Annotated in this window: 18 protein-coding genes and 1 pseudogene; 10 read left to right on the top strand and 9 right to left on the bottom strand. The window is 52.4% G+C overall.

The window, feature by feature from the left end; all coding sequences use genetic code 11:
• Positions 1–167 precede the first annotated feature (167 nt).
• Complete coding sequence (locus ABIE11_RS13185; protein WP_102104759.1) at positions 168–2,360, top strand: type I secretion system permease/ATPase; 2,193 nt, start codon at positions 168–170, stop codon at positions 2,358–2,360.
• On the top strand, positions 2,357–3,532 hold the full coding sequence (locus ABIE11_RS13180; protein ID WP_429184661.1) for an HlyD family type I secretion periplasmic adaptor subunit: 1,176 nt from the start codon (positions 2,357–2,359) through the stop codon (positions 3,530–3,532). Before ABIE11_RS13185 ends, ABIE11_RS13180 begins: the two co-directional genes overlap by 4 nt.
• A 55-nt stretch (positions 3,533–3,587) precedes the next feature.
• Here ABIE11_RS13180 and ABIE11_RS13175 read toward each other — a convergent pair whose 3' ends face one another.
• Positions 3,588–4,454 carry a MarR family transcriptional regulator gene (locus ABIE11_RS13175; protein WP_429184660.1) on the bottom strand — a complete coding sequence of 289 codons (867 nt, stop codon included), beginning with the start codon at positions 4,452–4,454 and terminating at the stop codon, positions 3,588–3,590.
• A 495-nt stretch (positions 4,455–4,949) separates the two neighbouring features.
• Here ABIE11_RS13175 and ABIE11_RS13170 point away from each other — a divergent pair, with 495 nt between their 5' ends.
• From ABIE11_RS13170 to ABIE11_RS13150, 5 genes are all read left to right on the top strand, one after another.
• Positions 4,950–6,401 (top strand): EAL domain-containing protein, encoded by a 1,452-nt coding sequence (locus ABIE11_RS13170; protein WP_429184659.1) that lies wholly within the window; start codon positions 4,950–4,952, stop codon positions 6,399–6,401.
• A 94-nt stretch (positions 6,402–6,495) separates the two neighbouring features.
• A complete protein-coding gene (locus tag ABIE11_RS13165) occupies positions 6,496–7,047 on the top strand; it encodes a peroxiredoxin (RefSeq protein WP_100778946.1) in 552 nt (183 codons plus the stop codon).
• Positions 7,048–7,078: 31 nt separating this feature from the next.
• Complete coding sequence (locus ABIE11_RS13160; RefSeq protein ID WP_429184658.1) at positions 7,079–8,311, top strand: protein-disulfide reductase DsbD family protein; 1,233 nt, start codon at positions 7,079–7,081, stop codon at positions 8,309–8,311.
• Positions 8,312–8,330: 19 nt separating this feature from the next.
• Positions 8,331–8,891, top strand: coding sequence for an RNA polymerase sigma factor (locus ABIE11_RS13155; protein WP_429184657.1), 561 nt, complete (start codon positions 8,331–8,333; stop codon positions 8,889–8,891).
• On the top strand, positions 8,878–9,525 hold the full coding sequence (locus ABIE11_RS13150) for a DUF1109 domain-containing protein (protein WP_429184656.1): 648 nt from the start codon (positions 8,878–8,880) through the stop codon (positions 9,523–9,525). The genes ABIE11_RS13155 and ABIE11_RS13150 overlap by 14 nt, the downstream gene beginning before the upstream one ends.
• On the opposite strand, the gene ABIE11_RS13145 is transcribed toward ABIE11_RS13150, so the two are convergent.
• Both ABIE11_RS13145 and ABIE11_RS13140 read right to left on the bottom strand, forming a co-directional pair.
• The gene (locus ABIE11_RS13145; RefSeq protein WP_429184655.1) at positions 9,501–10,115 is read right to left on the bottom strand and encodes a DUF2238 domain-containing protein; all 615 of its coding nucleotides are present in this window, start codon (positions 10,113–10,115) and stop codon (positions 9,501–9,503) included. The two genes, ABIE11_RS13150 and ABIE11_RS13145, sit on opposite strands and share 25 nt — an antisense overlap.
• Before the next feature lie 115 nt (positions 10,116–10,230).
• On the bottom strand, positions 10,231–13,278 hold the full coding sequence (locus tag ABIE11_RS13140) for an autotransporter domain-containing protein (protein WP_429184654.1): 3,048 nt from the start codon (positions 13,276–13,278) through the stop codon (positions 10,231–10,233).
• A 376-nt stretch (positions 13,279–13,654) separates the two neighbouring features.
• Here ABIE11_RS13140 and ABIE11_RS13135 point away from each other — a divergent pair, with 376 nt between their 5' ends.
• Positions 13,655–14,308, top strand: coding sequence for an alpha/beta hydrolase family protein (locus ABIE11_RS13135; RefSeq protein ID WP_429184653.1), 654 nt, complete (start codon positions 13,655–13,657; stop codon positions 14,306–14,308).
• A 282-nt stretch (positions 14,309–14,590) separates the two neighbouring features.
• On the opposite strand, the gene ABIE11_RS13130 is transcribed toward ABIE11_RS13135, so the two are convergent.
• The 4 genes and pseudogenes from ABIE11_RS13130 to ABIE11_RS13115 all read right to left on the bottom strand — a co-directional run bounded on the left by ABIE11_RS13130 (position 14,591) and on the right by ABIE11_RS13115 (position 16,136).
• Positions 14,591–14,869 (bottom strand): hypothetical protein, encoded by a 279-nt coding sequence (locus ABIE11_RS13130; RefSeq protein ID WP_429184652.1) that lies wholly within the window; start codon positions 14,867–14,869, stop codon positions 14,591–14,593.
• 168 nt (positions 14,870–15,037) lie between these two features.
• Positions 15,038–15,391 carry a hypothetical protein gene (locus ABIE11_RS13125; RefSeq protein ID WP_312155090.1) on the bottom strand — a complete coding sequence of 118 codons (354 nt, stop codon included), beginning with the start codon at positions 15,389–15,391 and terminating at the stop codon, positions 15,038–15,040.
• A gap of 371 nt (positions 15,392–15,762) precedes the next feature.
• Positions 15,763–15,906: pseudogene (locus ABIE11_RS13120) on the bottom strand (RHS repeat-associated core domain-containing protein); the annotation flags it as partial.
• 32 nt (positions 15,907–15,938) lie between these two features.
• Positions 15,939–16,136, bottom strand: a complete 198-nt coding sequence (locus ABIE11_RS13115; RefSeq protein WP_429184651.1) for a hypothetical protein — start codon at positions 16,134–16,136, stop codon at positions 15,939–15,941.
• 245 nt (positions 16,137–16,381) lie between these two features.
• Here ABIE11_RS13115 and ABIE11_RS13110 point away from each other — a divergent pair, with 245 nt between their 5' ends.
• On the top strand, positions 16,382–17,041 hold the full coding sequence (locus ABIE11_RS13110) for a TetR/AcrR family transcriptional regulator (protein WP_059305031.1): 660 nt from the start codon (positions 16,382–16,384) through the stop codon (positions 17,039–17,041).
• A 91-nt stretch (positions 17,042–17,132) separates the two neighbouring features.
• On the opposite strand, the gene ABIE11_RS13105 is transcribed toward ABIE11_RS13110, so the two are convergent.
• Together ABIE11_RS13105 and ABIE11_RS13100 are read right to left on the bottom strand one after the other, a co-directional pair.
• On the bottom strand, positions 17,133–17,624 hold the full coding sequence (locus ABIE11_RS13105) for a hypothetical protein (protein WP_429184650.1): 492 nt from the start codon (positions 17,622–17,624) through the stop codon (positions 17,133–17,135).
• Positions 17,625–17,699: 75 nt separating this feature from the next.
• The gene (locus ABIE11_RS13100) at positions 17,700–19,166 is read right to left on the bottom strand and encodes an efflux transporter outer membrane subunit (RefSeq protein ID WP_429184649.1); all 1,467 of its coding nucleotides are present in this window, start codon (positions 19,164–19,166) and stop codon (positions 17,700–17,702) included.
• Positions 19,167–19,255: 89 nt separating this feature from the next.
• Here ABIE11_RS13100 and ABIE11_RS13095 point away from each other — a divergent pair, with 89 nt between their 5' ends.
• Positions 19,256–19,870: a TetR/AcrR family transcriptional regulator gene (locus ABIE11_RS13095; protein ID WP_193037182.1), complete on the top strand. Its 615-nt coding sequence runs from the start codon at positions 19,256–19,258 to the stop codon at positions 19,868–19,870.
• Positions 19,871–19,935 lie beyond the last annotated feature (65 nt).

The following is a 19,935-nucleotide window of genomic DNA, read 5'->3' as shown; positions in this document are numbered from 1 at the left end:
GCGAGAAGTGATTCTCGCGGCATTTTTCGTATCTTTACAGTAATACGACTAACCACATAAATATTAAGGTATTTTTGTCGACACGTTCAGAAAGGGTTTACATTCTGGCCGTTCCACAGGGATATCATTTCAGAGCGACATCACCGCCCTGAACAGGACGTTGCAAAATGAAGACTCACCCGCAGTACGAACCCTGGCTTGAAGCCATGGTGCTCGTTGCAAAACATTACCGGCTGGACTATTCGCAAGAACACGTCCGGGTCACGATTCATCACGAGAGCCACTCTCCGCGAGAGCAGGTGCTCAACGATATGGCACGCCAGCTTGGGCTTAGACTGCGCGTTGTGCCGGCGGATGCGGCACTGATTGATCCGTGGCGTCTGCCGCTGTTAGCGGAGTTTGATGGCGGGCAGGTTGCGGTCATCAACCGGATGGACAAAGAGGGCAACGTAAGCCTGCAGTTCAGCGGTGACGGTGGACTGGAAACGAGCCTGACGCGCGACGCGCTGGGTACCCGTTTGACGGGGTTAATCGTGCTGCGCCCGCTGGAATCGACGCCCGACGCGAGGGTCGATGACTACATCAAACCTTATGAAAAGAACTGGTTCTGGCAGCTGGCGCTGAAAGACTGGCGTCGCTACAGCGACATCATGCTGGTGGCGCTGGTGGCGAACGTGCTGGCCCTGTCTGGAATGGTGTTTTCCATGCAGGTTTACGATCGCGTGGTGCCCTCCCAGTCTGAGGCCACTCTGTGGGTGCTGTTTGGCGGCGTGATGCTCGCCATCACCTTCGAATTTGTGATGCGTATGCTGCGGGTGCATATCTCAGACGTGATCGGGAAGCGTGCCGATCTGCGCATTTCGGAGCGGGTGTTCGCCCACGCCCTGCGCATTAAAAACGGCGCCCGCTCAAAATCAACCGGCTCCTTTATCGCTCAGATCCGCGAGCTGGAGTCTGTTCGCGAGCTGATCACCTCCACGACGATTGCGGCGATTTCCGATCTGCCGTTTTTCCTGCTGTTCGTTTTCATCCTGTGGATGATCGGCGGCCCGCTGGTGCTGGTGGTGCTGCTTGCGGTGCCGCTGCTGCTGATTCCGGGTCTGTTGATCCAGCGTCCGCTCGGAAAGCTCTCCACGGAAGGGATGCGCGAATCGGCCATTCGTAACGCCACGCTGGTCGAGGCGGTGCAGGGCATCGAAGACATCAAACTGATGCGCGCGGAGCAGCGTTTTCAGAACCAGTGGAACAACTCGAACGACGTGGCGGCGAGCGTCGGGATGAAACAGCGCTGGCTCACCGGCCTGCTTCTGACGTGGACGCAGGAAGTTCAGTCGATTGTCTATGCTGTGGTCCTGCTGATTGGCTGTTATCTGGTGATCAGCGGTGACATGACCACCGGTGCGCTGGTGGGGACATCGATTCTCGCCTCGCGCACTATCGCGCCGCTGTCGCAAATTTCCGGCGTGTTGTCGCGCTGGCAGTCGGCAAAAGTGGCCCGCAAGGGGCTGGACGACCTGATGCAGCGTCCGATTGACGATCCCCTGCAGGGTAAAAAGGTGCATAAAGCCCATCTGCGCGGCCACTACGTGCTGGAGGAGGTCGGCTTTTATTACGACGAAGAAGAGAAGCAAAACGTTCTGAACATCCCCCGTTTGACCATCAATGCGGGCGAGCGGATTGCGATTCTGGGGCGTAACGGTTCCGGTAAAAGCACGCTGTTACAGCTTCTGGCGGGGATGCAGGAACCGCAGCAGGGCACCATTTTGCTCGATGATGTGGCGCTGAATCACCTCGACACGGCCGATCTGCGCCGCGATATGCAGTTCCTCAGCCAGCAGGCACGCCTGTTTTTTGGCTCCGTGCGCGACAACATTGTGATGGGGAATCCGCTGGCGACTGACGAGGAGATTCATCAGGCATTAACCGTTAGCGGGGCGCTGGAGTTTGTTCGCAAGCAAAAAATGGGGCTGAACTATGTGATCAGCGAAGGCGGGGCCGGGTTGTCTGGCGGCCAGCGACAGGCCCTGTTGCTGACGCGCGCATTATTGACCGCACCGAATATCCTGCTGCTCGATGAGCCGACCGCCTGGCTTGATGAAGTGAGCGAAAAGCAGTTTATCCATCATCTCAAAAACTGGCTCGGCGACGGGCGAACGCTGGTGGTGGCCACGCATCGTCTGCCGATTCTGGAACTGGTCGATCGCATCATCGTGCTGGAAAACGGCAAAATTATTATGGATGGCCCGCGCGACAAAATCCTGAATAACCATGGTATGGCCCCGCAGAAGGCGGCGCAGCGCACCGTGAAAATGAAGCCGTCCGCTCCCGCGAAGGCCGCAACCGAGGAGGGGATGGCATGAGTGATTTTTCTCGTTTCAACAGCCGTCTGCAGGAGCCTAAACTCCCGCGCTCGACGCTGGTGGCATGGTCTCTGTTTGCGCTCTTTGCCCTCTTCACGATCTGGGCAAGTATGTTCCAGCTTGATGAAGTGACCACCGGGAGCGGTAAAGTGATCCCCTCTTCGCATGAGCAGGTTATTCAGTCGCTGGAAGGGGGGATTATTCATAAGCTGCTGGTGCGCGAGGGGGATATCGTCGAGCGTGGGCAACAGCTGGCGCAGCTGGATCGCACCAAAACCGAGTCCAGCGTGCTGGAGAGTGAATCCCGGCTGAATGCCGCGATGGCAACCGCCGCGCGCCTGAACGCGGAGGCCAATCAAAGTGCGCTGGTCTTCCCGCAAGAGCTGGACGATGACGTTGAGCTGGTCAAACAGGAGACCGCGCTGTATCACTCTCGCCGCGACAGCCTGGAAAAAGGGCTTACCGGTTTGCGTCGGGGGGTAACACTTATCCAGCGCGAGCTATCATTGACCCGACCGCTGGTCACCCAGGGGGCGGCCAGCAAGGTGGAAGTTCTGCGTCTTGAGCGTCAAAAAAATGAGCTTGAGAATAAAATCACGGAAATGCAAAACCAGTATTACGTTCGCGCCCGTGAAGAGTTAGCCAAGGCGAATGCCGAAATCGAAGCCCAGCGTTCGGTGATGAAAGGGCGTGAAGATTCCCTCACCCGTCTGACATTCAACGCGCCGGTTCGCGGAATTGTTAAAGATATTGATGTCACCACCGTCGGGGGCGTAATCCCGCCAAATGGAAAATTGTTGAGCCTGGTGCCGCTCGACGATCAGATGGTGATTGAAGCCAAAATTTCCCCGCGCGATGTGGCCTTTATCCATCCAGGGCAAAAAGCGCTGGTCAAAGTGACGGCCTATGACTACTCCATCTATGGCGGGCTGGAAGGCGAAGTGACCATGATTTCTCCTGATACGATTCAGGATGATGTTAAAAGAGATGTTTACTATTACCGGGTCTATATCAGAACCACGAGTAATCACCTGACGAATAAGCAGGGGAAAGAATTTCCTGTTTTTCCAGGGATGATTGCGACCGTGGATATTAAAACGGGCAGTAAAACCATCATTGACTACCTGCTGAAACCGTTGAATAAAACCAAAGAGGCCCTGCGCGAAAGATAATGAATACTGGCGATCGGAAAACCGCTCGCCAGTTCAATTTTCCCGTGGAATTTAATCAGACAGAAGACAGTCGCTCTTTAGGATGTATGTTCAGATAATGCGTGACGTAGGCAAAGTAAAGTCCGGCATAGTTTTCGACCAGCTGTAAAAAATTTGGATAAATACTGATGCGTCCATCTTCTCGCTCTTTCAGATAGCCGGCCTCTTGAGCGGATTTTATGATCCGGTTTACATGAATTCTGGAGACGAAAAACTCTTTTGCCAGCACGCTGGCTGAATAATCAATAGTGGCACCGTGAGCATTTTTATTCTTCATCGCCTGCAGATAAAGATACAGCATGATCATGCGCCCGCCATCTTTCTCAATAAATAACCCTACCTCTGGCAAAATCTTTTTAAAGGTGACACCACGAAAAAGATATTCTGCGGCCCGCCGGAAAAAACTGTGTCTGAGCGTATCATTATCCAGCAGGTTAATATTGACGTTGTAATCAGGATATAAAGTGCTTACGGGTAAAAAGGCCCCAGACATATAATTTTTAAGTTCGTCTACCCCTTTTTTTGTTGGTTCGATGATGGTCTTGCGCCGATCCTCGGTGCACCGCCAGGTTTTAATTCTGTTGGTGGTTCTGAGTAAAGTGATAATGGCTATAACACTGTTTGGACTGGCAATTTTATAGCGGGTACATAATTCTTTTATTTCTGATACTGAAGAAGCCTGATCGCCAAAAACAAAACAGCACATCGATAACACAATATTGAACCGTGACTCCTGGAGCATCGTTTTGTAGAACAACGGTTGTTTTTTGTAGATGGCATCATTAATGGTGAAGTGTTGTTTTATTGCTTCGCTGAATCTTGGATTATTTTTAATCACATCCCTTCGAAGCAGTAAAGCCCTTGATGATATATGGATATCCATACGGTTGTCCTATGTTGAGACGAGCCAATGGGGGTATTCATTTCTCTATTGAATGTTTAGCGTCACTATTATACATGTGATAAGTGGAATTTACTTTTGGTATTTATGAATAATATTCAGGAAGTGTGTATTTGCGTGGTGGGCAGAGGATGACGAAATAAAGTTGAATAAATGTGTGGATGTTTACTGAATGAACATATTTACGTTAAATACGTTGGGTAATTAACGTAAATATGTCCACCTGTCGCGATGAGTAATGTTTTTGTTTTAAACAAAAAACACAGGAGACACCTGTTTTATACAAAAATACGATATTAAATCTATGGTGATAACATTCCTTGTTTGTTATGATCTCGCTATTCAGAGACGCAGTGGCGAAGGTGTCAAAGGCGTTCGCAAACATCATTCTTTTTATTTCTGGTCATTGATTTTGCCAGCTATCGTCTTTTCGCAATAAACATTTTTACCCTCATTTATATTTCGCTGGAGATTATCATGGCCTGGGATGCACGTGCCAACTACCTGAAACGTTTTCAGAATCGATACGTCATTTCTTCCTGCAGCTATGCCTGGCAAGGGTATGAAATGCTTCTGAATAACAGCGGGATCTGCGCTTACCGTATTATGGTCGATGGTGATGAGCCATCCCAGGAAGAACTGAATGCGGTATACGCCAGTGCAGGTGCAACGATTTCTGTATTCCTTAAAGGAGATATCTGCGAAATTTTAGGTTCGTTGAAAAAAATGATCGTCTTGCTCAACGCCAAACCTGCGAAAGTCACTGTCCTTATTTACAGTCAATTACCGGCAAACTGGCTTTACCGCACATTGTACAGTTTGATCAGGGATAAAAATAAACTCAGAAATATACGCGTCGCGAATTTATCGCACCCCTGTCAGGATATTGTGACGGCAGTGTTCCCGCCGCTGGAAGAGGCCGCGTTCCTTGAGAGAAAAGTAAAAGATTGTTTTGAAAAGGGTTTGACGAGCCGGGAGTTAGATTCTGTGCTCTCTTTCTATCGTGGCGTGTCGGTCAAAGCCCAGGCAAAAGCCTGTGGTCTGGCGATCAAAACGATATACGTTTATCGCAAAGAGGGCCTGCGGAAATTGCAGCTGATCAATACCTTTTTAAGCCGTGGCGCGCTGTTTCGGGCGACATTCGCTGTTTCAGGCGAGCCTGTGAGTCATGATAATGCTTATTTAGACGGGCGTTTCACCACCGCGCTGATAAATAAAGAGATATTCCCGGTGTATCAGATTATTACCGACAGTGATAAAAGAGGCGTTGGCTTTGAAATATTACTGCGCTGGAATCGTAAAGGCGTCATCCTTAAACCGGCAGATTTTCTGGCGAACATGCATGATAAAAATATCTGGTTGCAGCTGATGGCTCTGGTTATTGATGCCGCTGTTCGCGGGATTAACAAATATAATGGAAAATATTATTTCTCCGTTAATATCCCGCCTGAACTGGCATCCGGAAATGCCTTACCAGGGATGGCAAAAAAAGCCGTTGAAATGTTAAGTGATGAACACTGGGCAGAAAAACTGGTGTTTGAGTTCGCCGAAACGATTGATGTAACGCTGGATAAAGGGATTGCGGACACCATGCAGCGCCTGCGCCAAACGGGGTGCAGACTGTTTTTAGATGACTGTTTTTCAAGCGATCACGTTATGTTCCCGGTGAGACAAATTCCTTTTGATGGCCTGAAACTGGATAAAGATATCGTTGATAAATTTGCCGCAAATGACAGTGATTTCAGTCTGATTAAAGCGATGCAGTATTACAGCGATATTACTGGCGTTGCCTGTGTCGCCGAAGGGGTGGATAGCGAGGAAAAATTTAATACCTTATCGGCCGCTGGCATCAAAAGTTTTCAAGGGTATTACCTTGCCAGAGCGGTAAAAGAAGAGGATCTCGATTTCCTGGTGCGTAAATTTAGCTAACAGCGATAAATTTTTTATGGTCGGGCGAAACTTTTGCTCGCGGGCTAACGAACTATTATTCAGATAGCCCCCCTTTTCCCTGATGGAGTTGACCATGAAACGTTTGAAAATCGCGTCTGCCGCCGCCGTACTGACCCTTTCACTGTTTTCCATGAACACCCAGGCCGCGCTCGAAGCCGGAGCGAAAGCGCCCGATTTTACCCTTCAGGGCGCGCTCGGCGGTAAACCGCTGACGTTCACCTTACAGCAGGCGCTGCAAAAAGGGCCGGTGGTGCTCTATTTCTTCCCGGCGGCGTTTACCAAGGGCTGCACGCTGGAAGCCCACGCCTTCGCCGAAGCGACGGATGATTTCAAAAAACTGGGCGCCACGGTGGTGGGGGTGACAGCCGGGAACGTCGACCAGGTGGATGAATTCTCGAAACTGGAGTGCCGCGATAAGTTTGCGGTGGCAGCCGATCCCGGCGCGAAAGTGGCGGCCGAGTATGAAACGCTGATGCAGATGAACGGTAAAACCCTCTCCGATCGCACCTCTTTCGTCATCGCCCCGGATGGCAAAATTCTGCTGAGCTACACCGACCGCAACCCGGATGCGCACATTCAGAAAACGATGGACGCCGTGAAGCAATATGCGAAATCGCACTCCTGATTAACGCCGACGTTCGCATTCGAGGTTTGCTATGTTAACCGCTATTTTTGCCGCCTTTCTGGGCGGCGTGATCCTGAATTTCATGCCCTGTGTTTTCCCGGTGATCTCCCTTAAAGCGCTGGGGATCATGCGCCATCAGGGCGACACGAAAAGCGCACGAACCGAAGGGCTAGGTTTTCTGCTCGGGGTGATTTTCACCATGATGGTGCTGGCGGCGCTGCTGCTGGCGCTGCGCGCCGGGGGCACCGCCGTGGGATGGGGATTTCAGCTGCAGTCGACGCTGGTGATTGCGGTTCTGGCGCTGATTATTCTCGGGGCTGCGCTCAACCTGCTCGGTGTATTTGAGGTCGGGCTGTCGCTGCAGCGGGCAGGGGAGATCTCTGTCGGTCGCGGAGCGTTTGTTCGTTCTGCCCTGACCGGCGCGCTGGCGATTGTGGTGGCCACGCCGTGCTCCGCGCCGTTTATGGCGGGTGCCGTGGGCTATGCTCTGGTGCAGCCGCCTGCGGTTTCACTGGCCATTTTCTTCGCGCTGGCGCTCGGTTTTGCCGCCCCCTTTACCCTCGTCTCCCTGTTCCCGGCAATTGCCCGTCGCCTGCCGCGCCCTGGTGCGTGGATGGATGTGCTCAAGCGTGGGCTGGCGTTTCCGATGCTGGGCGCCTTTGCCTGGCTGGTGTGGGTGCTGGCGCAGCAGGCTGGCACCACGGCGCTGGCGGTGATGCTGGCGAGCGCAGTGGTGGTGAGCTTTGCCGCGTGGCTGTACGGTATCGCGCAGCGCAGACGTTATCTCGGTCACTCTTACAAAGTGCTGCTGGCTATCACGGTGGCGTTTTTTGTTGTCGCCATCGTGCCGTTACCGAGGGCGATCAACGCAGGATCAACGGCGCCTGTGACCGCAGTGGCGGATAACGCGGCGCCCGTGAAGTGGTCTCCGCAGAGCGTGGAGGCCCTGCGCGGTCACGGCAAAGCGATCTTCGTAAACTTTACCGCGTCGTGGTGCATCACCTGTCAGGTGAACGATCGCACTTCGCTCTCAACGCAGGCGGTGAAAGAGGCGATGGCCCGCACTGGCGCAGTGTATATGGTGGCAGACTCCACCAAATTTAACGCGGACATCGATGATGCGATGAACACGTTCGGCCAGGGCGGTCTGCCGCTGTACGTGGTCTATCCGGCAGACGGAAGCGCGCCGCACGTGCTCCCGCAGGTGCTGACGCCCTCAATCGTGGTGAATGCCCTGAATCAGGCGGCTGGCAAAAAAGCATGAGGTAACGTCATGGCGGAACATGGATAACGGACTTGCCCCGCGCGAGGCCTGGCCTGAGCTGATGACAAAAGCGCAGGCTGGCGATCGTCACGCCTATACGCAGTTATTGCGGGCGATCGTTCCGGCTATCCGCGCGATAGTGCGCCGACAGGTGTTCGATCCGGCGCTGGTGGAAGATGTCATCCAGGATGTGCTGCTGACGGTGCATCGGGTTCGCCATACCTACGATCCAGACTGCCCCTTTTTACCCTGGCTGATGGCGATTACTCAGGCTCGGGCGGTCGATGCGCTGCGCCATCATGGGCGGAAATTACGCCGGGAAACGGATACGGAAGAGGCGCTGGCCAACGTCGCGGCTGTCGAGAGCGTGGAACATCAGGACGAGCAGGAGGAGCTGGCGTTGATCCTCAACAGGCTGCCCGCCCGCCAGCGGCAAATCGTGGAACATATTCATCTGCAGGAGATGACGCTTGCGCAGGCGGCAAGCCGTCACAATCTGACGATCTCTGCGGTGAAATCCCTGCTGCACAGGGCTATTACCAATCTTCGCCGGATGGGAGCGAATCATGACCGATCATGAGCTGTTAATCGAAAAACTGAGTCGGCAGGCGCAGCCCGTCACCCGTCCGTGGCGCGATGGCTGGCGCGTGCTGTCGTGGACGTTAATGGCGTTGCCGAGCGGGTGGCTTTGCAGTTTGCTGTTGCAGCGCGTGGCGACGGACTGGTCCCAGGCGGGCGCACTGCTGGCCATGCTGCAACTGGGGCTGACGTTTGTGATGGGGGTGCTGGCGATTCGCAACGCGTTTTTACTCAGCATCGCCGGGCGTCGTCCCCTGAGCTGGAAGTGGTTTATGCCGCTGCTGATCGTGTGGCTGGGCTGCGTGCTGGCAAATCTGGGCCAGTCGTCCCAGATTCACCATCGTGACGCGGTGAATTGCTACGTCTTTATGATGACCGTCAGCGCGCCGATGGTGCTGCTGGTTATTGGCTATCTGCGCCGTACCCGCAGCCTCCATCCCCTGCAAAGTCTCGCCTCGGCAGGAGCAGGCGTCGCCTGCATGGCGCTAACGCTATTGTCATTTTGCCACTCCGTCGAAGTGCATCCCCTGGATTTCGCCCTGCACATGGCAGCGACCCTGACAATCGTGGTCGCCACGGTCGGCTTGGGGTGGCGATGGGTGGCGATCCCTCAGATGCGTTCCAGCTGCCGCTGATGAATACGTCCCAGCAGCAGGACGGTGGTGAGCGCGCCGAGCAGGGCGCAGAACATATCTGACTGGGTATCCCAGGGATCGCCCTGCGTGCCGAGAAAATCATCCGCGCCTTGTCCCATCGCCAGCGCCGCCCACCATTCGATCAGCTCGTAGGTCGCGCTGATGGCCAGCGCGATGCAGCACACCAGAAAACTCGTCATTTTGCGACCATTGACGTAACCGCCGCGCACCAGTATCTCACGCGCCGCCAGGGCAGGCACCAGCCCCTGGAAAAAGTGTCCAAGTTTATCGTACGGGTTACGGCTCAGATTCAGCCACTCCTGAACTTCAAAACCGATGGGCACTTTGGCGTAAGTGTACATTCCGCCGACCATCAGAATGATCGCGTGGAAGAAGATCAGCGTGTAAAGCAGGGGAGTGAGGGGGTAGCGTTTCTGGGTGGCGAGCAGCAGTGGTACCACGATGACCAGGGGGGTGACTTCCATCATCCAGGTGATGCGGTCCCCGGTAAACAGGCCGGTATAAATCAAGATCAGCAGCAGGAGCAGCGCGCCGCCCTTTAATGCAGAGGAGAGTGCAGTTTGGCTCATGGCATTTTCTTATCGGGAAAAGAACTACTATTAACGCGCCCGATGAAAAACTCAATGTTTTGCCGCCCATGGTAAAAAAATGGGGCCATGTGCGGCCCCATTTTATTCACAGCAATTAGAACATCTTACGCAACCGCAGGCTGAAGGTGTGCGCCTGATAGCGCTCGCCTGCTTGCAGATCGTAGCGCGCGTCCAGGCTCAGATCGTTGGCGTCGTACAGCGTGCTGCCGATCGCCACACCCGCCATATCTTCCACCGGCGATGCGCCTTTGGTGATAAAGCTGGTTTCACCGACGGCATCGGCGGCGTAGGTCGCATGGCTGCTCACCTGACGGTTATCGTACTGATGAATCCACGAGACCTGCGCGAACGGCGTCAGGCTGCCGAGACCGGTCGCGAAGGTTTTCTCGATGCGGGCACCGATATCGCTCACCACAGACTGGGAGTGGGTACTGCCCACATCCAGCGCCATGCCGTTACCGCCTGTCTCTTTATAGTCATCCACATGCTGATACCCGTACGTCAGGCTGGCAATCGGCGTGACGACAACGTCGGCAGGCAGCGCGACCGGATAGCCGAACTCCGTTTGCAGGGTGACGGACTGACCGTTGAATTTACCCTGCGCAGCACCGGAGAAACCGGTGAAGTCCGCGCGGCGAACCGAGCTGTAGTTCTGGCGGTTTACACCGGCAGAGAGGTTCAGATACCACGGATCGCCCGTGTAACCGGCGTAACCGATGATGCCGTAGTTGTCGGCGGTGGAGGTGTTACCGCTCAGATTGCCTTTACCGTGCACGGAGGTGTTGCTGTAGTTCACGGCGGCGCCCAGACGCCAGTCGTAACCCAGCGAGCGGTCGGCGCCCAGAATCAGACCGCCAAATTTCGCCGTGTAGCCGCTGATTTCAGCGCTGCTGTCCTGACGCGCATAGCCGCCAAACGGCTGACCCCAGACGATCCAGTTGCTTGTGTAGTCATCACCGGTCGCGACGCCGCTGGTGCCGGAGGTGTGCGGATTACGCACGGCATCAATGTGCGCGCCCACAACCGCCTGAGCGGTAGAGGTCGCCACGGCGGCAGCAGAGCTAGTGTTGATGTTCTGGCCTGGGGAGAGTTTTTCGCCCGCGCGATTGGCTTCGTCTTTGCCCTGGATGGCTAACGAGGCGTTATACAGATCCAACAGCTGCGGAGAGGAGATCCCGGTGTAGTTCGCCAGACCGCCCAATGCCGCGGTGGCGCTTGGGATCGTCGCCAGCGCAGGTTTTGGCGTTGGCTGAGTCGGCGGCGTCACCACTGGCGGTGTTACAACGGGAGGCATCACGACGGGCGGTGTTACAACCGGTGGTGTTACAACGGGCGGCGTTACAACAGGTGGCGTCACAACGGGCGGCGTTACTACCGGTGGCGTCACGACGGGCGGTGTTACAACCGGTGGTGTTACAACGGGCGGCGTCACAACAGGTGGCGTCACCACTGGCGGTGTTACGACCGGTGGCGTGACTACAGGCGGCGTCACAACCGGAGGCTCGGCGCCCACGGTCAAGACCAGCGCTTTGTCCGTCCCTGTCTCATAAACGGAGCCACTCACGGCGCCACGGTAGCCGATCGCGCTGTAGTTCAGCTTGTCGGCGTTGTAATCGGTGCCCGATCCTGCGGCATTGATCACCACATAGCGCTGGCCTTCCGCGAACTGATACGTGCCACCCGTGCGGACCAGGTTGATGCTGGAACCTTCTTCGATTGTCGCATTGCCAGTAACATTCAGACGACCATAGCCGCTGTCGGTCATCAGCGTGCCGTTCTGGGTTGCCAGATCGGAGATACCTGAAATCAGCGCTGCCGCGGCTTTCTGGTGGTAATCCCCGGCAATTGTAATGTCTGTATTGACCTGCAAGGACGCGCCACGGTTCTGGACCGTGGCCGCATTCACGTTATCGTTCAGCAGCAGTGAACCGGTGCCAAAGATGACGTCTGAGTGCTGGCTGGTGAGGGTGCCTGTCCCGTTCTGGCCGGTTAAGGTTCCCGTGGTCGTGATGCCACCATTGATGAGTAACGGTGCTGCGCTTTGGGAGTAAATATCGCCTTTCACCACACCGTTGTTGGTCAGCGTAATATCCGCGCTGGCGTTGGTATCCGTGTAGATATACAGGGCAGTGTTGCCGCCGCTCAGGGTGCCGTTGTTGATGATTTGAGTGGCTGGATTCTGGTTGCTGTAGCTGGCAAGGTAAATACCGTAATAGCCGCCCGAGATTTCGCCGTTGTTCACGATCTCGGCGATAGCATTTCCGTCGGAGCTGCTGGCGAAAATACCATTGTTAATCGCAGCAATGCGGCCATTGTTTTCAAGGGTACCTACGGTGCCATAGTTGGTAATGGCGTCTGCGCTACCGCTGATCAGATTGTCATTGATAAGGGTGTTGATCGTCCCCCAGTTAATCACCCCGGCGCTGCCGAAATAATTGAGGGTGCCGGTCTGGAGCGTGCCCGTATTATGCAACGTACCAATGATCCCGCGATTATAAATCGCGCCGTTTTGCCCGGGCAACGGCATAAAATTGTTATTCGCAGCGGTAATTACGCCGGCATTGGTCAGACTATCAATAGTGCCGAGGTTATTAATACCGCGATAGCCGGTAATGGTTCCGGTTTCCGTGTTCGTCAGATTAAGAATATGGCCGTTATTTTCGACGGAGCCGGTATTATCCATCCCCATATTAAAATTATTCAGAGAATTTTGAATCGTGCCACGGTTAATAAAATTATCCACGACGCCCGACGCACTCAGTTCGACGATACTGCCATAATGGTATTGATTAACGCTTTGGATGATGCCGTTATTTTCAAACGTACCGGCCGTACCGTCAATTTGCACCACATTCATACTGAAGGGCAGATTATTATCGCTAATATCAGTGATCAGGCCCTCGTTGGTGAATGTAGTGACCGTCGCCCCCTGTTGAAGCGTTAACGCGGTTGTGGGCGCGCCGCTAAGGGAGCCGGTATTGGTCACGCGAATAACATCGTTTGAGCCGAGCACCTGAAGGCCGGACATTGGTGCGTCGATGATAACGTCTGATGCTGCGATAGAATGGGTCGTCAGCAGCCCCTGTGCTGCTGTTGAAGCCACTAGCAAAGAAATCAGCTGGCTAAGATATTTTTTTCTCATGGTGAGCCGTCACAAAGTTGCGATTGTTGTAAGAATGCAGATGGAGAAACTTCGGATTAATCCGATATTGTTCGGGCGCAGAATATACAATTTGTTGCAAAAAACAATAAGCTTTGCTTAATTATTTCATCGAGAAATAATTCCATAAATTTTGTGTTGTTTTTAATTTAACTTAGGGTGAGATATGGCTTTGCGGGTTAAACAGAATATATTCTTTGCAGCCTTATTGATTAATTTATCTTTTTTATTCGCGGGCTGCGTTTCTGTCGAACCCCGGGAGACGGCAAGCCAGATTGCGCAGGATACAGGTCTTACCAGAGAAAATGTTCAGACAGATTCCTTTTTGATTGCCAGCTGGAGTCGAATTGCACCCACCGTGACGTCACTGCATGTCTACATCGAAGGGGATGGATTTGCCTGGCAAAGCCGCACGCGGCCCTCGGAGGATCCTACTCCGCGTAATCCCGTTGGCCTGAAGCTGGCTGCCGCTGATACTCACGCCAGCGTGCTCTATCTGGGCCGGCCATGTCAGTTTATAGGGCCGCCGTTGCCTGCGTATTGCAGTGTTCGCTGGTGGACCGCCGATCGTTTCTCCCCGCAGGTATTGAAGGCGATGGACGATGCGCTAAGCCATTTTACGGCGCGTTATCCGGGCGTGACGCTTGAATTAACGGGATATTCTGGCGGGGGTAATATCGCGGCGCTACTGGCCGAACGGCGTGGAGATGTCCGGGTGCTGCGCACCGTGGCGGGTAATCTCGATGTCAATTATGTCAACGAGTTGCATAATGTGAGCGCGATGCCTGACGCACTGAGCGCTATCGACCGTGTCAGCAAGCTGGAGCACATTCCACAGCTGCATCTCAGCGGCGACACGGATAAAACGATTCCCCCCGAGGTCGCCCGTCGTTTTGTGCAGGCGACAGGCGAAACCTGCGCCCACACGGCAGTGGTAAGCGGCATGGCGCATGGCTCCAACTGGGCAGCCGTCTGGCCGCAATGGCTGGCGAAAGGCGTGCCAGCCTGTTAATGGAGCATTTAATTAAATAAAATTTTGAGAACACTATCGTTACGTTTTCCTGCCTCTCAACCTGCGACTGCTGCAATGCTTGCTGTCTGGTTGACGTAAGTATGTCGTTTTCAGCGCCTGCTCATATGCGGCCCGGCAGATACATTTGATATTTCTATATCAGGGCGACAATCACATGCCTAAGATTCATTTCATAGATAAAGAGTTGCGTGATGTTGGATTTGATATGGATATGTCCTATACCGTTAAAATTTCAGAATGCTGTGTTTTTCACATTCGTGGTTACGAAGGTATGGTTATTATCCAGGTCTGGCGGCGGGCGATGTTGAGATTTTTGTCGTAGGTGAAGCGCTCTTCACGCATCGGCACACTCTGGCTGCCTGTCCAGGTGGCATGACTTATCTGGTCGTTTGCCGTCAGGCTGTGCACCGCAGTGTCGCGCAGTGAGTCGGCAATCATGGTCAGGTTGTAGGCTTTGTCGTACAGCCATTCCCGCGCCAGACTGCTGTTAAGCTCATCCGGTCCGGTGTTCTGATTCCCGGCTTTCTGCTTTGTCAGCATGCCGGTCTGTGTGTAGCTGAGCTGCTGGTAAAACCCGGCGTCGCTCTGGCGGGAACTTTCCTGGCCGCATGAAGACCGCCGCTAAAGAGGCGTTCCGGGGGATCAGGGTTTAGCAGACAAAGCACATAAAAATAGCCGGTAAGATCGAGTATTCTTTCCGGCTTGGGTCTAATTGGCGTTGTATAGATCGTGCAGATCTTTATTTTCGTTTAACACAACAGGTGTCTTGTTATCTTTATGGTAAGTAAGAGCTAACTGCCCTTTATCTTCATCACCTTCCATTGCACGCACACCATCGATAACACATAAAATACCGAATAAAGTATTATCAGCAGCACACTTAATTATCTGATTTATAAATTTCTTAGCCTCATCGGACTGAGAATTATAAAAATTAGATAAATCAATCAATTCTTTTGATGGTTTCCTACCTGGTGGAGATTCCAATATAGATATTATATCCTCTACTGCTGCATCTTTCACAACAACATTTAATAAATATACAAATTTTTCAGCATCCATTTAACTTACCTTAATTTATTGAAAGCATCAGGAAACATTTCTTTATTCAGCCTGATAAGATCTTTAATAGCTGAAGGTGGAGCGTTGGTATAGTTACGAAGGTCTCGTATATCTTATTGCTAATAGATCTCTTGCTGTCCCAGTAAACGGACCTTTCATAGTTGGTATTAATTTAGGTTAAGCTCTTGGAAGGGCTATAGATGGAGTGGTTTTAGGATCATAACCAGATATAACTTGTCCTGCCGGGTGCTTCTGAGCAGCATGGTGAATATCCAATCCGTCACCAACTTTTGAACGCCGCTGTAAATCATCAAAAGCCCAACTTCATATTTCTTGGTAGGACATTCCGCTAGATCTAACGGATCAATTCACCCCAACGGATTATGCACATACCCGTAAGGATTTACCCCACCCGCCAGCCCTATCGGATCCGGCTGCGTGTAGCGCCCGCACGCCGGGTCGTAGTAGCGAAAGTGATTGTAATGCAGCCCCGTTTCCCTGTCCAGGTACTGACCCTGGTCTCCAAGAGATTAACATTCAACCTCATTCAATAACCTGACCGCCACGAAGAAAAATCAGAAACATATATTTCTTTAAATATCATATCACTAGGTATATTTTCAATGCTGTCCCCGATTTCATCATAAGGTGATGGCAATATAAGCGAGAAGCCAAAATCATCGTCAATAATGACTGAGCCATTAAATATACGTTGTTTTTCAGTTAGAGCAATAACCTCTTTCATCGATTGGCCTGTATGTAATATATTTTTATACTTCCCTTTATATTCTTCATTGCAACCAATTGAGAAGATTAAGCCTTCATGATCAGTTGCGATCGTTATAGTTTTATTTAATATATATGCATTATTTTTACTCCCATCAGGAAGATAGTATTCCTTAACTTCAACCTTAAAAACAGGCTTGCATATTTATGAAACTGCATGGTATCTTAATTATGCAATTATGATACTGTCAAGGACTATATTTAGTGACTAATAAAAACAGCCAGACCCGGCGAGGCCGGCCCGTCAACGAAGCGCTTGGCCAGATAATCATCGACGCCGCGTCCGAACTCTTTGTGGAATTAGGATTTCAGGCGACGACACTGGACAAAATCGCCCAGCGAGCAAAGATATCCAAACTCAGCATCTACCGGCACTTCGATAACAAGGAGGCGCTGTTCAGTGCGGCCATCGTGGCTGGCTGCCATCAGTTGTTTGCACCACAGGCACTTCTTGAAGGCGTCGATGGTTCGGTTGAAGATCAACTGATGGCGGTGGGATCATTACTGCTTCGCACGCTGTTGAGATCAGACGTCAGTAGTGTCGAAGCCATGGTCATGGCTGATAAGACGAATCAAAAGTCGCTAAGCAAACTCCATTACGAAGCCGGACCCGCTCATGTCATCGCCCAAATCGAGGTCCTCCTGCGTCAGTTGCACGCGAAGCAGCTTCTGAACGTTCCAGATCCTCTTCAGTCCGCTCGCTTGTTTGCCGCGCTTTTCAAAGGCTCCGACCTTCTGATGATCGCGCGCTTTGATGAGACCAGAGCAGAGGATGACAACGAAATCGAATCTTATTGTCGGTCAGCCGTCACTATGTTCATCGCTGCGCACGGTGGCATCCTGGGTACGCTATCGCGGATGTGATCCTGCCACATATTCCCGGTTGCATCCTGGTCGCAACGTAACGCCCAGGCATCTTAGCTGGCGCCTGCAAAGATTGCTGTCAAGATAAGGTTCATTCAGATGACGATCTGAAATTGACATCAAGCGTATGCACGGGTTTCATTGCTACTAACAGGACCTTAAGAATAAAAAGATAATAATCAATCTGCACTTCTGTTAAATGAATGAATGGTGAAATGTTAGCCAGCGCCACGTGTCTGGTTGTAAAGTTTATTTTTTTATCCGTCTGGGGTGAAATTACCTGACTGCTTATTGATGGCCATGCTTCCAAAAAAAAGACTAATTGTGATTTTCGGTACTCGAGTTTTTCCTGCGGGTTTTTAGAGGAAAATGTTCCTGTCGTAATGATAATGGTATCTGCTTCGTTAATTACCGCCTGAACATCATCCTGAATCCAGCAGGGAAACTTCCTTGCCAGCAGGTTTGCGCGCTCATGATCTCCGGATGAAAGAAAAACATAAGCGTGAGGGTCAAGGCGGAATAATTCAGACAGAAAGATTTCAGTCAGATCATTTATTCCAAGAATGCCAATTCGCGTCATCATATAGCCACCGTTTTTCCGTTACGCTCATTTGAATAACCAATTTTTTGCTCGTACTGATAAAAGCAGCGGACTCCTTTAACCGGGTTTATTTGCTATTTCGTCAGGTAATGACGTTTGCCACCCACCGCCCAGCGCCCTGAATGTCGCCACTGCTGCACGGGCCGATTCTGTCTGCGCCTGCGCTCTGGCATCGGAAGCCTGGAGAAGCGTTTCATCGTTGTGCAGCACGTCAATCAGGCTGGCTGTTCCTTGCTGAAAAGCGATAAAAGAAGACTGTCGGGCACTGGACAGGGCGGTTTCACCGCGGGTCAGTGTGGCTGCCTGTGTCTGGCGATTGACCAGTGCCGAGAAGGCATTCTCAACATCTTCGGTTGCGCGTAACACTGACAGACGATAAGCGGCAAGCGCTTCTGCTTCCTGGCCTTTAGCCTGTTCTATCTGGGCGTTAATACGACCAAAGTCAAAAAGCCGCCAGCGTAATCCCAGCACACCCGACGACTGGCTGGCACCGGCAGTGAAAAGATTATCGCCTGACACTGCCGTTGCGCTGCCAAGCAGCGCGTTAAGGGAAAACTTTGGATAATACTCGCTGACAGCCACACCGATACGGGCGCTTGATGCGGCCAGATGACGCTCGGCGACAATAATATCGGGCCTACGGCGAAGCAGATCTGCAGGCGTACCCATTACGGTGATTTCGGGTGTCTGCGGAATAGCACCCGGCAAAGAGAGTTGAGCCCTGTGGCTCCCTGGCGGGGTACCGAGCATAACGTCCAGCGCATTCATGGCGGCATCAAGCCCGTTTTTCAGATCAGGTACTGTTGACTGCACCTGTGCCAGCGCGCCTTCAGCCTGGCGGACCTGATATTGTGGAGCCAGCCCTTTGGTGTATAAACGCTGAATTTTTTCCAGAAGTTGCTGTTCTGTGATGACCTGTTTATTCGCAATATCCAGACGGGTCTGTAATCCACGCAGGGTGATATAGATATCCGCAGTCTGCGCGGCGACAGCAAGACGTGTCGCCGCGATACCGGCCTCAGAAGCCTGATAATCGGCCTGGGCCGCCTGTCGGCTGCGCCGCAGGCCACCGAACAGGTCTATCTCCCAGCCTGCATTGAGATCGGTTTCATAGGAATTGCCGTAGCGATTATAATCCGGCGTTGAATTGACCACCTGACCCAATGGTGTTTCAACCGACTGATAGGCGCGCGCCGCTTGCCCACTGACACTCCCGGACGGTAACAGTGCCGCTGTTGCGGCTCCCAGCCCGGCCCGGGCCTGAGCCATTCTGGCGGAAGACTGTGCAAGGTCGAGATTTTGCTCAAGTGCATCTGAAATGAGCCTGCTCAACAGGGGGTCTCTGAAACCCTCCCACCAGACAGATAAACTGGCAGGCAGGGAAGTGCTGCGTTGCTGTAAGGCCGATTGAGCCTGATAACGCTCCCCAAGCGGAGCCGCAGGGAGATGGTAATCTGGTCCAACGGTACAGCCTGCCAGAGTGAGGGCTCCTACAATGAGTGCAAGTGTATTTAGGGAAAACATGAAGAACCCTTGAGTCGAATGTGAATTGTGACCACATTACCAAATGGTCACTCGTTGTCAATCAGGCTTCATTGAGCTAATATGGAAAAATGACTAAACAAATGAATGAAACTCCTTCCAGGGGACCTTCCGATCATAATGTCCGCGATCAGGTCGTTGACGCAGCCACTGAGCATTTCGGTCACTTTGGCTACGAAAAAACAACTGTCTCAGACCTCGCCAAAGCAATTGGTTTTTCAAAGGCTTATATCTATAAGTTTTTCGATTCCAAACAGGCTATCGGAGAAGTGATCTGTGCTAACCGGCTGGCAATCATAAGGGACATTGTCAACGCAGCGATTGTGGATGCGCCCACAGCCTCAGAGAAAATAAGGCGGTTATTCAGGGCATTGTCAGAATCCGGCTGCGATTTATTTTTTCATGACCGTAAGTTGCACGACATCGCGGCCGTTGCTGTGCGTGATAAATGGCCCTCAGCACAAGCTCATGAGCAGCTCCTGCGGCAGCTTATTGAGCAGATCATTGTTGAAGGGCGACAGGCTGGTGAGTTCGAAAGAAAAACGCCACTGGACGAGACGGCGGATGCGATTTTTATGGTCATGCGTCCCTATATTAGCCCGGTTCTGCTGCAGTATAATCTGGAAACTGCCCAGGCAGCGGCGGTGTTGCTGCCATCACTGATTCTGAGAAGTTTGTCACCCTGACATTGTGACTATTGACAAATTTAGTCACAGGTATAAATATGGGTTCCTGTCCTGTTTAATTAATC

It is taken from the genome of Lelliottia sp. 489 (genome assembly GCF_050435885.1).
Taxonomy (GTDB): domain Bacteria; phylum Pseudomonadota; class Gammaproteobacteria; order Enterobacterales; family Enterobacteriaceae; genus Enterobacter; species Enterobacter nimipressuralis.
The sequence above is the reverse complement of the archived record's forward strand: the minus strand, read 5'-3'. Positions and strand labels throughout refer to the sequence as shown.

Bases quoted from the DNA above. Each gene is read 5' to 3' on its own strand.
- ABIE11_RS13185 (WP_102104759.1), top strand. From the start codon at position 168: ATGAAGACTCACCCGCAGTACGAACCCTGGCTTGAAGCCATGGTGCTC.
- ABIE11_RS13180 (WP_429184661.1), top strand. From the start codon at position 2,357: ATGAGTGATTTTTCTCGTTTCAACAGCCGTCTGCAGGAGCCTAAACTC.
- ABIE11_RS13175 (WP_429184660.1), bottom strand. From the start codon at position 4,454: ATGGATATCCATATATCATCAAGGGCTTTACTGCTTCGAAGGGATGTG.
- ABIE11_RS13170 (WP_429184659.1), top strand. From the start codon at position 4,950: ATGGCCTGGGATGCACGTGCCAACTACCTGAAACGTTTTCAGAATCGA.
- ABIE11_RS13165 (WP_100778946.1), top strand. From the start codon at position 6,496: ATGAAACGTTTGAAAATCGCGTCTGCCGCCGCCGTACTGACCCTTTCA.
- ABIE11_RS13160 (WP_429184658.1), top strand. From the start codon at position 7,079: ATGTTAACCGCTATTTTTGCCGCCTTTCTGGGCGGCGTGATCCTGAAT.
- ABIE11_RS13155 (WP_429184657.1), top strand. From the start codon at position 8,331: ATGGATAACGGACTTGCCCCGCGCGAGGCCTGGCCTGAGCTGATGACA.
- ABIE11_RS13150 (WP_429184656.1), top strand. From the start codon at position 8,878: ATGACCGATCATGAGCTGTTAATCGAAAAACTGAGTCGGCAGGCGCAG.
- ABIE11_RS13145 (WP_429184655.1), bottom strand. From the start codon at position 10,115: ATGAGCCAAACTGCACTCTCCTCTGCATTAAAGGGCGGCGCGCTGCTC.
- ABIE11_RS13140 (WP_429184654.1), bottom strand. From the start codon at position 13,278: ATGAGAAAAAAATATCTTAGCCAGCTGATTTCTTTGCTAGTGGCTTCA.
- ABIE11_RS13130 (WP_429184652.1), bottom strand. From the start codon at position 14,869: ATGCTGACAAAGCAGAAAGCCGGGAATCAGAACACCGGACCGGATGAG.
- ABIE11_RS13125 (WP_312155090.1), bottom strand. From the start codon at position 15,391: ATGGATGCTGAAAAATTTGTATATTTATTAAATGTTGTTGTGAAAGAT.
- ABIE11_RS13115 (WP_429184651.1), bottom strand. From the start codon at position 16,136: ATGAAAGAGGTTATTGCTCTAACTGAAAAACAACGTATATTTAATGGC.
- ABIE11_RS13105 (WP_429184650.1), bottom strand. From the start codon at position 17,624: ATGATGACGCGAATTGGCATTCTTGGAATAAATGATCTGACTGAAATC.
- ABIE11_RS13100 (WP_429184649.1), bottom strand. From the start codon at position 19,166: ATGTTTTCCCTAAATACACTTGCACTCATTGTAGGAGCCCTCACTCTG.
- ABIE11_RS13095 (WP_193037182.1), top strand. From the start codon at position 19,256: ATGACTAAACAAATGAATGAAACTCCTTCCAGGGGACCTTCCGATCAT.